This is a genomic window from Candidatus Methylomirabilota bacterium (assembly GCA_035764725.1).
Taxonomy (GTDB): Bacteria; Methylomirabilota; Methylomirabilia; order Rokubacteriales; family CSP1-6; genus DASRWT01.
On sequence record DASTYT010000020.1, the window covers coordinates 1 to 11,210 of the forward strand.

Here is an 11,210-nt window from a genome sequence, read left to right on the forward strand (position 1 = left end):
ATCCCGTTTGCTCCCCACGCTTTCGCGCCTCAGCGTCAGGAATTGCCCAGAGACCCGCCTTCGCCACCGGTGTTCCTCCCGATCTCTACACATTTCACCGCTACACCGGGAATTCCAGTCTCCTCTGCAATCCTCAAGAACGGCAGTTTCGATCGACGTTCTTCGGTTGAGCCGAAGGATTTCACGACCGACTTGCCATTCCGCCTACGCGCCCTTTACGCCCAGTAATTCCGAGCAACGCTTGCCCCCTCTGTCTTACCGCGGCTGCTGGCACAGAGTTGGCCGGGGCTTCCTCTGCAGGTACCGTCAGATGCCGGCGGTTATCGCGCCGACACCCATCTTTCCCACTGACAGTGGTTTACGACCCGAAGGCCTTCGTCCCACACGCGGCGTCACTCCGTCAGGCTTTCGCCCATTGCGGAAAATTCCCCACTGCTGCCTCCCGTAGGAGTCGGGGCCGTGTCTCAGTCCCCGTGTGGCTGGTCGTCCTCTCAGACCAGCTACCCGTCATAGCCTTGGTGGGCCGTTACCCCGCCAACTAGCTGATAGGCCGCGAGCCCCTCCAAGAGCGGCAGCTTGCGCCACCTTTCTTCCCCAGATCTTTCGACCCGAGGACCGTATCCGGTATTAGCCCCCCTTTCGAGGGGGTATCCCGAACTCTAGGGCAGGTTACCCACGTGTTACTCACCCGTGCGCCACTAGAACCGCCGAATTATTGCTAACCCGACAATTCTCGTTCGACTTGCATGTGTTAAGTACGCCGCCAGCGTTCGCTCTGAGCCAGGATCAAACTCGCCAAGATAAATCGACAAACTTGAAGCCTGGTCCCTAAAAGCCCAACCAATGATGTTGCGTCGGTCGAGCGCAAGGTACTCAGTAGTTACGGATGGTGCTCACACTTCTTCGGTGAGCCAGTAACATATGCGATTTTCAAAGAGCGGCGGGGTCAGGACCCCTGAAGAGTTGAAACAGGTCAGCTGGACTAATGAGGCCGGCTGCCCACTCTCAACCAACACATCCCGTCAGACATCAACAGGATGGGCAAGGAGTGATGATACTGATAGGCCTCGGGACTGTCAAGGGATCTTTCCACGAGGCTCCGCGCGCCAGATCGCGGCGTCTCGAGGCGGCATTACCGCGGAGACGCATGACTTTTCAGGCGGTTAGCTTGCGTCAGCGGCCGGACAGTCGCCCGGCGTAGTAGCTCCGCCGCCCCTTGCGGACGATCCAGAAGCGATCGTGCAGCGGCGCCAGGGTGCGCAAGGTGTCGGCGACGCCCGTGACGCGCTGGCCGTTGATCGTGACCCCGCCCCCGGCAAGGAGCTTCCGCGCCTCGCCCTTGGAATCCGCCGCGCCCACGCGCACGAGCAGATCGACGACCCCGAGCGCGCCCGCTTCGTCCGCGCCGATCTCGGCGGTGGGGATCGCGCGGCAGACCTGGTCCAGCTGCGTGGGCGCCAGCGCGACGAGGTCTCCTCCGAACATCGCGGCGCCGATCGCCTCCGCCTCCTTCATCGCCGCGCCGCCGTGCACGAGCGCGGTGACCTCACGCGCGAGCACACGCTGCGCTTCGCGCCGCTCCGGCGCGGCCGCCGTCGCCCGCTCGAGCTCGGCGACCGCCTCGCGCGAGAGGAACGTGAAGTACTTGAGGAACTTCACGACGTCCGCGTCGCCCGTGTTGAGCCAGAACTGATACATCTCGTAGGGTGACGTCCGCGCGGCGTCGAGCCACACGGTGCCCGACTCCGTCTTGCCGAACTTGGTGCCGTCCTCCTTCGTCACCAGCGGATGCACGATGCCGAAGGCCTGCTCGCCGGCGACGCGCCGGATCAGCTCGATCCCCGCGGTGATGTTGCCCCACTGATCGGTCCCGCCGAGCTGGACACGGCATTCCTGGTCCTGGAAGAGACGCAGGAAGTCATAGGCCTGGAGGACCTGGTAGCTGAACTCGGTGTACGAGAGCCCGGCGTCCGCCCGTCCCATGCGCGCGCGCACGGATTCCCTGGCGAGCATGGCGCCGAGGGGAAAGTGCTTGCCGACATCTCGAAGGAATCCAATCGCGTCCATCTTGCCGAGCCAGTCGTAGTTGTTGACGAGGAGCGCGCCGGCCGGCCCCGACCCGAAGTCGAGGAAGCGCTGCACCTGGACCCTGAGCCGTGCCGCCGCCGCCGCCACCTGGTCCTCCGGGCTCAGCGCGCGCTCGCCCGCCTTGCCGCTGGGGTCGCCGATGAGCCCCGTCCCGCCCCCGATGAGCACGATGGGCCGGTGCCCCGCGCGCTGGATCCGGCTCAGCACCACGAGGCCCAGGAGGCTCCCCACGTGGAGGCTGTCCGCGGTGGGGTCAAAGCCGATGTAGGCGCGGCGCCCCGGGGTGGCGAAATGGCGATCGGCGTCGGCGGGGTCGGAGATGTCGCTGATGAGGCCGCGCCACTGGAGATCGTCGAGCAGCGCAGACGTGAAAGTCTTTGGATTCACGCCTGTATAATATCAACGATATGGCCACGCCCCCACGCGGGAAACGGCTCGGCTGGCTGCGGAGCCGGTGGTTCCGGACCCTCGCGTTCGCCCTCGTGGTCGTGTTCTTCCTGGGGGGCCTCGGGATCGGGGTCGCCGCCCTTTGGGCCTTCACCATCCTGCCCCGCTCCCTGCCCGCCGTCACCGCTCTGGAGAACTTCGAGCCCGTGCAGGGCACCAAGGTCTTCGACGACAGCGACGAGCTGATCACCGAATTCCACGTCGAGCGCCGCATCTTCGTGCCGCTCGCCCAGATCCCCAAGCCGCTCAAGGACGCGGTCATCGCCACCGAGGACGCGCGCTTCTACTCCCACTGGGGCGTGGACCCGATGGGTGTCGCGCGCGCGGTGTACCAGAACTTCCGCCACGGGCGCATCGTCGAGGGCGGCAGCACCATCACCCAGCAGCTCGCCAAGGTGCTCTTCCTCACCCCCGACAAGAGCCTCGACCGGAAGCTCAAGGAAGCCGTGCTGGCGGTGGAGCTCGAGCGCCGGTATCCGAAGGACCGGCTCCTCGAGATGTACCTCAACCAGATCTATTTCGGGCACGGCGCCTTCGGCGTGGAGGCGGCGTCCCGCACCTTCTTCGGCAAGTCCGTGAAGGAGCTCACGCTCGCGGAGAGCGCGCTCCTCGCCGGGCTCCCCAAGGCGCCCTCGACCTATTCGCCCTTCGACCATCCCGACGCCGCAAAGCGCCGGCGCAGCACCGTGCTCGCCCGCATGGTGGATGTCAACGCGATCAAGGACGCCGACGCCAAGAAGGTCGCCTCCGCGAAGCTCGAGCTGGTGCCGCCCGAGCGGCGGCGCACCACCGGCCAGTATTACCTCGAGTACGTCCAGCAGGCCCTGGAGTCGGCGTACGGCGCCGACCTCGTCTTCAAGGGCGGGCTCCAGGTCTACACGACGCTCTCGCCCTCGATGCAGCTCAAGGCCGAGCAGTCGCTGCGCGAGGGGCTCAAGGCGCTGGAGACACGGCGGCTGAAGGTCTCGGAGAAGGCGGGGGCGCCGCCGGCGACGGAGCGCCCCGAGGGCGCCCTGCTCGCCCTGGATCCGTCCACCGGCCACATCAAGGCCATGGTGGGCGGCTATGACTTCTTCAAGAGCGAGTTCAACCGCGCCATCCAGGCGCGGCGCCAGCCCGGCTCCGCCTTCAAGCCCTTCGTGTACATTGCCGCGCTCGAGTCGGGGCTCACGCCCGCGACGGTGGTCGACGACTATCCGATCGAGTTCCCCGGCGGCCCCAACAGCAAGCCCTGGAAGCCCGACAACTACGACCGCAAGTTCCGGGGCCCGGTCACCCTCCAGCAGGCGCTGGAGGAGTCGATCAACGTGGTGGCGGTGCGCGTGCAGGACCGGATCGGGCTCAAGCGCACCATCGACGTCGCCCGCCGCCTCGGTGTCGAGAGCCCGCTGGGTGAGAACCTGAGCCTGGCCCTGGGCACCTCCGAGCTGTCGCTGCTCGAGCTCACGTCCGCCTACGGCACCCTCGCGAATCATGGCGTGTGGATCCATCCCACCGCCATCCGCTACGTGCTCGATGCGCAGGGCAAGCTGCTCGAGGAGAACGTGCCCGACGGCAAGCAGGTCGTCTCGCCGGAGGTGGCCTACGTCGCCACCCAGATGCTCAAGGGCACCATCGAGCGCGGCACCGGGGTCGCGGCCAAGGCGCTCGGCCGGCCCGCCGCGGCCAAGACCGGCACCACCAACGACTACTCGAATGCCTGGTTCATCGGCTTCACGCCGCAGCTCGCCACCGGGGTGTGGGTCGGCTTCGATCGCCCGCGCAGCCTCGGCAAGGACGAGACGGGATCGCGCGTCGCGGTGCCGATCTGGACCACGTTCATGAGCGCCGCGCTCGCCGGGCAGCCCGCGGAGGACTTCCCCATGCCCGAGAGGGTCGTCGTGGTGCCGGTGGACCTCGACCGCGGGGACTGCACGCGCCCGGCCCCCATGGCCTTCGTGATCGGCACCGAACCGGCCCACGTCTGCGGGCAGGCCCGCTTCGCAGGCGGTGTCATTCGCGCCCTGCCCCCCGCCCCCGCCGTGACGGCGCCCCTGGGCGCGTCGCCGGCGGCCGCGGCGCCCGCGGCGGCGCCGCCCAAGGAGCCGACGCAGAACCCCTAGGCGTGGATCAGCCGGCGGCGGCCGCGGCGGCGCCGCCGAAGCGCCCGGCGACGGCGCCCCAGTCGCCTCCGGTGAGCAGCTCCTGGAACACCGGCACCAGCTCCCGCATCGGGACCCGGACCTGCAGCATGCTGTCGCGATCGCGGATGGTCACGCGCTGATCGCCCTGCTCGCCCTTCTCGGAGTCGCCCACCGTCTGCACGTCCACCGTCACGCAGTAGGGCGTGCCCACCTCGTCCTGACGGCGGTAGAGGCGCCCGATCGCGGCGGTGTCGTCGTAGACGACGCGCCAGTGCCTGGCCAGCTCGCTCCGGATGCCGTGCGCGGTCTTGACGATCTCCTCGCGCTTCTTGAGGAGTGGTAGCACCGCCACCTTGACGGGCGCGAGCTCGGGATGGAGGCGGAGCACCACCCGCTTCTCGCCCCGCACTTCCTCCTCCTGATAGGCCTCGGCGAGGAAGGCGAGAAGCGCGCGGTCCACGCCCGCCGCGGGCTCGATGACGTAGGGGACCACGTGCTCCTTCCGCTCCTCGTCGAAGTACGTCAGGGTCTTCCCGCTGAACTTGGCGTGCTGCTTGAGATCGTAGTCGGTGCGGTTGGCGATGCCCATCAGCTCGCTCCAACCGATGGGAAAGCGATACTCGATGTCGAGAGTGCGCTTGGCGTAGTGGGCCAGCTCGTCCTTCTCGTGCTCGCGCAGGCGGAGATTCGCCTCGCTCAGGCCGTAGCGTCGGAACCAGGCCATGCAGTCGGCGATCCACCGGTCGTGCCAGTACTCGTCGGCGGGCCGTCCCTCCACTGTCTCGTGGGGGTTCACGAAGTACTCGATCTCCATCTGCTCGAACTCGCGCGTCCGGAAGATGAAGTTGCCCGGCGTGATCTCGTTGCGGAAGGAGCGGCCGGCTTGCGCGATGCCGAACGGCAGCTTGAGCCGCATGGACTGCAGCACGTTCTCGAAGTTCACGAACATCGCCTGGGCCGTCTCGGGGCGGAGGTACGTGACGGCGGCGTCGTCCTCCACCGGACCCATGAAGGTCTTGAACATCAGGTTGAAATTTCGGGCCGTCGTCAGCTCGCCTTTGCCGCAGTCGGGACACAGGGTGCGGCGGGCGCCGCAGCGCGGACAGGCCTCGCCCGCCGCGATCTCGAACTTGTTGCCCTTGGTGGCCGGGCAGAAGTGCAGCCACGGCCGCGCGTCCACGTGATCGGCACGAAAGCGGTGCTGGCACTCGCGGCAGTCCACCATGGGGTCGGTGAACTGGTCCACGTGGCCACTCGCGCGCCACACGTTGGGATGCATGAGGATGGCGGCGTCGATGCCCACCATGTCGGGGCGCATCTGGACGAAGTCGCGCCACCAGAGCCGCTTGATGTTCTGCTTGAGCTCCACGCCGAGCGGGCCGTAGTCCCACACCGAGCCGGTACCGCCGTAGATCTCGCTCGACTGGAAGACGAAGCCCCGGCGCTTGGAGAGCGAGACGAGCGTGTCCATCGTGAGCGGCATGGCGCTCAGGATATCACGTGCGACGCGGGCCGGACGGCGGCTCGGCCACGCCCGCGAGCCCGCGCCGCGTCTGGCCGAGGAAGCGCAGCGAGCGAGAGGGCGCGCCGATCAGCCGCGTGAGCACGCCATCGAGCGTCTCGCTCAGCTCGCGCTCGACCTCCCGCCGGAGGGCGAGCGTCAGGCTCTCCTCCCAGCGCATCGCGCGCAGGCGCACGAGCGCCGTCACCGCGGCCCCGGAGATGGGCAGGGCCTGCTCGCCCGCCCCGCACGCGCCGCACACGAGGCCGCCCGCCTCGGTGTCCAGCGTCGCGCCGGGGAAGGGAAATGGACGGCCGCACTCGAGGCACCGGTCCAGCCGCGGGCGATGGCCGAGGAGATCGAGCGCGCGCGCCGCGAAGCAGAGGGCCACCCGCTCGGGCGCCGGCGCCCCCTCCAGGCCCCGCAGGCTCCGGACGAGGAGGCCGAACAGCGCGGGATGCGGATCCCGGTCGGCGGAGAGCCGGCTCAGCGACTCGCACATCCAGGCGCCGCGCCCGAGGCGGCCGAGGTCCTCGCGGACGGCCATGAAGGGGTGGACGATGTCGAAGTGATCGACCCGGACGAGCTCGCTGCGCCCGGTATCGAAGAAGACCAGCTCGCCGAGGGTGAGCGGCTCGAGCGCGGCGACGAAGCGCGACCGTGGCCGCCGCGCCCACTTCGCCACCCCGCGGACCTTGCCGTGATCGCGCGAGTAGAACTCGACGAGCCGATCCTGCTCCCCGAGCGCCCGCCGGCTTACCACCACCGCCCGTGTCCGGAAGAGCGCCATCAGGACGTGAGCAGGAACCCGAACTCGCGCAGGGCCTGCTCGTCCTTTCTCCAGTTCTTTCGCACCGAGACGCGGAGATCGAGATAGGTCTTGATGCCGAAGAAGCGCTCGAGCTCCTCGCGGGCGGCGCTTCCGATCTTCTTGAGCATGCTCCCCTGCCGCCCGATGACGATGCCCTTCTGGGAGTCCTGCTCCACGAAGATCTGGGCCCGGATGTAGACGCATTCGGGCTTCTCGCGCTCCGTGAGCTCCTCCACCCGGACCGCGCAGGCGTACGGGATCTCCTGGTGGGTGAGACGGAAGATCTTCTCGCGGATCACCTCGGCGACATAGAACGTCTCGGGCTGATCGGTGAGGGACTCGCGGGGGAAGTAGGCGGGGCGCTCGGGCATCGCGGCGACCACGAGGTCGAGGAGGGTGCTCACTCCCTCGCCGGTCTGGGCCGACACGGGCACGATCTCCTGGAACCGATGGCGCGCCCGGTAGGCCGCGATGAGCGGGAGGAGCCGCGCCTTGGGCGTCACCAGGTCGACCTTGTTGAGGCAGCAGAATATGGGCGCACGCACGCCGGCGAGCCGGGCGAGCGCGTCGGCGTCGAGCCGATCCGGGCGCTCGCTGGCCTCCGCGACGAAGCAGACGAGATCCACGTCTTCCAGCGCGCGCTCCGCCGCCCGCTGCATAAGCTCACCGAGCCGGCCGGCGCCGGCGTGGAGCCCCGGCGTGTCCACGAAGACGATCTGCGCCTGAGGCAAGTGGCGAATGCCGGTGATGCGTGTGCGAGTGGTCTGCGGCCGCCTCGAGACGATGGCCATCTTCTCGCCCACGAGGCGGTTGAGCAGGGTGGACTTGCCGACGTTCGGGCGGCCCACCAGGGCCACGAAGCCGGCGCGATGGGCGGGCGCGCTCATGCGTGCGGCAGGAGCCCGGCCCAGAGCCGCGCGGGCGGCGGCCGGCGGTGCGCACGGGTGAGGATGGCCCGCGCCCGCTCGTGCATGCGCCGCGCCTCGCGCGGACGGGCATCGTCCCAGCCCGCGAGGTGCAGGATGCCGTGGACAACGAGCAGGTCGAGCTCGAGGGCGAGCGGCACGCCCACCGCCGCGGCCTGCCGCGCCGCGGTGTCCACGGAGACGATCACCTCGCCCAGCAGGGGCGTCGGGCCGGGGCCGCCCAGGTCGAACGCGAGCACGTCGGTGCGCTTGCGCGAGCCACGGTAGCGCGCGTTGAGCCGGCGAATGGCGGCGTCGTCCACGAGGGTCACGTGCACTTCGGCGCGGGCACGCCCCACCGCGGCGAGGGCGGCCTGGGCGATCCCGTGGAGGCGGCGGCGCGGCACTCGGGCACGAGACTGACGATTCTCGAGGGCGACGGGCATGAGCCTATATCCGCTCGCCTCGCCTCCGGCTGCGGCTCGCCAAGCGCCCCCAGCCGCGGTCAACCGTTGGGAGGATCCGTGTGTGTTTCGCTGCGAGGGCGTGGCGGGACGCGGTCGTAGGCGCGCACGATCACCGACACGAGGTCGTGGCGCACGACGTCGCGGTCGCTGAAGTAGACGAACTGGATCCCCTCCAGGCCCCGCAGCACCGACTGCGCCTCCACGAGACCCGAGATGCGGCTCGACGGAAGGTCCACCTGGGTGATATCGCCGGTGATCACCATCTTGGAGTTGAACCCGAGGCGAGTGAGGAACATCTTCATCTGCTCGGACGTGGTGTTCTGGGCCTCGTCGAGGATGATGAAGGCGTCGTTGAGCGTGCGGCCGCGCATGTAAGCGAGCGGGGCGATCTCGATCTGGCCGCGCTCGGTGAGGGTCGCCACCTTGTCGGAGTCGAGCATGTCGTAGAGGGCGTCGTAGAGGGGCCGGAGATAGGGGTGGATCTTCTCGATGAGGTCGCCGGGGAGGAAGCCCAGCCGCTCGCCCGCCTCGACCGCGGGCCGCGTGAGGACGATGCGCGCGACCTCACGCTTAATGAGGGCCGACACCGCCATGGCCACCGCGAGGTAAGACTTGCCGGTACCGGCGGGCCCGATCGCGATGACGAGGTCGTGCGCTCGGATGGCGTCGACGTAGCGCTTCTGGTTGGCGCTCTTCGGCGCGATCATCTTGCGGCGCGACGGGACGGTGATCGCATCGGCCATCACCGCGCGCACGTCGGTGCCCGGCTCGCTCCCCGCGAGGCGCAGGGCCGCCCGCACCTCAGCGGCACCGAAGGGCCGGCCCGAGCCCTGGAGGGCGATCAGATCGTGGAGCAGCCGCTCGGCCTGACCGACCTGGCGCTCGTCGCCCCGAAGGGTCAGCTCATGGCCGCGGGCGGTGATGCGGAGGTCGAACTGGCTCTCGAGGGCGCGCAGGTGCTCGTCGTTCTTGCCGAGGATCGTGAGGAGGTCGGACGACGCCGGAAGCTGAAGACGGCGCGTGACGGTGGTGGCCTGTGTCAGGTGTCAGCCTCTCTGGATCAGGATAGCACGGCGGCCCAGCTCAGCTCTTCTCGGGGGGGAGGTCGAGCTTGATGTGCAGCTCGCGCAGCCGCTTGGGCTCCACCTCGCTCGGCGCTTGCATCAGGAGGTCCTGGGCCGCCTGGTTCATGGGGAAGGCGATGACCTCGCGGATGTTGCGCTCGTCGGCCAGCAGCATCACGATCCGGTCGATGCCGGGCGCGGAGCCGCCGTGGGGCGGCGCGCCGTAACGGAATGCGTTGAGCATGCCGCCGAAGCGCGCCTCGACGTCGTGCTGGGTGTAGCCGGCGATCTCGAAGGCCTTGAACATGATGTCGGGCCGGTGGTTGCGGATGGCGCCGCTGGACAGCTCGATCCCGTTGCACACGATGTCGTACTGGTAGGCTTTGATCGTGAGCGGGTCCTGCGTCTCCAGGGCCTGGAGGCCACCCTGCGGCATCGAGAACGGGTTGTGGCTGAAGTCGATCTTCTTCGCCTCGTCGTCCCACTCGTACATCGGGAAGTCGGTGATCCAGCAGAATCGGAACGCGCCCTTCTCGGTCAGATCCAGCTCCTCGCCGAGCTTCACGCGCAGCCGCCCCGCGAGCGGGTCCGCGATGCCCGGTTTGTCGCACACGAAGAACACGACGTCGCCCGGCCCCGTCTGCGTGGCTGCGCGCAGCCCGCCCAGCCGCTCGGCGTCGAGGAACTTCGCGATGGGCCCCCGCGCCGGCCCTTCCGCGAGGCTGACGTAGCCGAGCCCGGGGACGCCCTGCTCCTTGGCCCACGCGTCCAGCTTGTCGAAGAAGCTTCGCGGCCGCGCCGCCGCGCCCGGGCCGGGGACCGCGCGCACGACCGCGCCGCGCTTCGAGGCCTCGGCGAAGACCTTGAACTCCGAGCCCGCGAAGACCGCGGTGACGTCGGCATTCACGAAGGGGATTCGGAGGTCGGGCTTGTCGGTGCCGTATCTCGCCATGGCCTCCGCGAACGGGATACACGGGAACGGCGGCGGCGTGACCGCTCGCCCTTCCGCGAACTCCTCGAACACGCCGTGGATCACCGGCTCGATGGTCGCCCAGACGTCCTCCTGGGTCACGAAGGACATCTCGAAGTCGAGCTGATAGAACTCGCCGGGCGAGCGGTCGGCGCGGCCGTCCTCGTCGCGGAAGCAGGGCGCGATCTGGAAGTAGCGGTCGAAGCCGGCCACCATCAGGAGCTGCTTGAACTGCTGGGGGGCCTGGGGCAGCGCGTAGAACTTCCCCGGGTGGACGCGGCTCGGCACCAGGTAGTCGCGCGCGCCCTCCGGCGAGCTCGACGTGAGGATGGGCGTTTGGAACTCCGTGAAGCCGGCGGCGATCATCCGCCGGCGAATACTCGCGATGACCTTGGAGCGGAGCGCGATGTTCCGGTGGAGCTTCTCCCGCCGGAGGTCGAGGAAGCGGTAGCGGAGGCGCGTCTCCTCCGGGAACTCGGCCTCCCCCGCGACCTGCATGGGCAGGGGCTCGGCGACCGAGTCCACGGTCACCTCGTCCACCGCCAGCTCCACGTCCCCGGTAGGCAGCTTGGGGTTCACCGCGTCCGGGCCCCGCGCGACCACGGTGCCCGACATCGTCACCACGCTCTCCGGCCGCAGACCGGACGCCGCCTCGAAGCTCGCGCTCGCCGCGTTGATCACACACTGGGTGATGCCGTAGTGGTCCCGCAGGTCGATGAACAGCAGATTGCCGTGGTCGCGCTTGCGGTGCACCCATCCGGACAGGCGCGCGCGCTGGCCCACGTGCGTCGTCCGGAGCTCGCCGCAGGTGTGCGTACGATACCGATGCATCAG

The 11,210-nt window shown here is 68.9% G+C and carries 9 protein-coding genes and 1 rRNA gene; 2 read left to right on the top strand and 8 right to left on the bottom strand.

The genetic code is table 11. The features are described from left to right. Together VFX14_02860 and tyrS are read right to left on the bottom strand one after the other, a co-directional pair. Positions 1 to 802, bottom strand: a 16S ribosomal RNA gene (locus VFX14_02860); the annotation flags it as partial. Positions 803 to 1,173: 371 nt separating this feature from the next. Continuing rightward, positions 1,174 to 2,475 carry a tyrosine--tRNA ligase gene (gene tyrS, locus VFX14_02865; GenBank protein HEU5188610.1) on the bottom strand — a complete coding sequence of 434 codons (1,302 nt, stop codon included), beginning with the start codon at positions 2,473 to 2,475 and terminating at the stop codon, positions 1,174 to 1,176. Between the two features lie 20 nt (positions 2,476 to 2,495). Here tyrS and VFX14_02870 point away from each other — a divergent pair, with 20 nt between their 5' ends. Further along, the gene (locus VFX14_02870; protein ID HEU5188611.1) at positions 2,496 to 4,637 is read left to right on the top strand and encodes a PBP1A family penicillin-binding protein; all 2,142 of its coding nucleotides are present in this window, start codon (positions 2,496 to 2,498) and stop codon (positions 4,635 to 4,637) included. A gap of 7 nt (positions 4,638 to 4,644) precedes the next feature. Here VFX14_02870 and VFX14_02875 read toward each other — a convergent pair whose 3' ends face one another. Genes VFX14_02875 through VFX14_02895 form a run of 5 tightly spaced genes read right to left on the bottom strand, consistent with a single transcriptional unit; the run spans position 4,645 to position 9,142 of the window. Then, positions 4,645 to 6,141 (bottom strand): glycine--tRNA ligase, encoded by a 1,497-nt coding sequence (locus VFX14_02875; GenBank protein HEU5188612.1) that lies wholly within the window; start codon positions 6,139 to 6,141, stop codon positions 4,645 to 4,647. Positions 6,142 to 6,154: 13 nt separating this feature from the next. Continuing rightward, positions 6,155 to 6,949: a DNA repair protein RecO gene (gene recO, locus VFX14_02880; protein ID HEU5188613.1), complete on the bottom strand. Its 795-nt coding sequence runs from the start codon at positions 6,947 to 6,949 to the stop codon at positions 6,155 to 6,157. Then, positions 6,949 to 7,857 (bottom strand): GTPase Era, encoded by a 909-nt coding sequence (gene era, locus VFX14_02885; protein ID HEU5188614.1) that lies wholly within the window; start codon positions 7,855 to 7,857, stop codon positions 6,949 to 6,951. Before era ends, recO begins: the two co-directional genes overlap by 1 nt. Further along, positions 7,854 to 8,321 (bottom strand): rRNA maturation RNase YbeY, encoded by a 468-nt coding sequence (ybeY, locus tag VFX14_02890; protein ID HEU5188615.1) that lies wholly within the window; start codon positions 8,319 to 8,321, stop codon positions 7,854 to 7,856. Before ybeY ends, era begins: the two co-directional genes overlap by 4 nt. A 59-nt stretch (positions 8,322 to 8,380) precedes the next feature. Then, positions 8,381 to 9,142: a PhoH family protein gene (locus VFX14_02895; GenBank protein ID HEU5188616.1), complete on the bottom strand. Its 762-nt coding sequence runs from the start codon at positions 9,140 to 9,142 to the stop codon at positions 8,381 to 8,383. Between the two features lie 48 nt (positions 9,143 to 9,190). Between VFX14_02895 and VFX14_02900 the strand changes: the two genes are divergently transcribed. After that, positions 9,191 to 9,457: a hypothetical protein gene (locus VFX14_02900; GenBank protein HEU5188617.1), complete on the top strand. Its 267-nt coding sequence runs from the start codon at positions 9,191 to 9,193 to the stop codon at positions 9,455 to 9,457. On the opposite strand, the gene aspS is transcribed toward VFX14_02900, so the two are convergent. After that, on the bottom strand, positions 9,426 to 11,207 hold the full coding sequence (gene aspS, locus VFX14_02905) for an aspartate--tRNA ligase (GenBank protein ID HEU5188618.1): 1,782 nt from the start codon (positions 11,205 to 11,207) through the stop codon (positions 9,426 to 9,428). The two genes, VFX14_02900 and aspS, sit on opposite strands and share 32 nt — an antisense overlap. Positions 11,208 to 11,210 lie beyond the last annotated feature (3 nt).

Coding starts and splice junctions, on each gene's coding strand:
- VFX14_02870 (HEU5188611.1), top strand. CDS start 2,496: ATGGCCACGCCCCCACGCGGGAAACGGCTCGGCTGGCTGCGGAGCCGG.
- VFX14_02875 (HEU5188612.1), bottom strand. CDS start 6,141: ATGCCGCTCACGATGGACACGCTCGTCTCGCTCTCCAAGCGCCGGGGC.
- recO (HEU5188613.1), bottom strand. CDS start 6,949: ATGGCGCTCTTCCGGACACGGGCGGTGGTGGTAAGCCGGCGGGCGCTC.
- era (HEU5188614.1), bottom strand. CDS start 7,857: ATGAGCGCGCCCGCCCATCGCGCCGGCTTCGTGGCCCTGGTGGGCCGC.
- ybeY (HEU5188615.1), bottom strand. CDS start 8,321: ATGCCCGTCGCCCTCGAGAATCGTCAGTCTCGTGCCCGAGTGCCGCGC.
- aspS (HEU5188618.1), bottom strand. CDS start 11,207: ATGCATCGGTATCGTACGCACACCTGCGGCGAGCTCCGGACGACGCAC.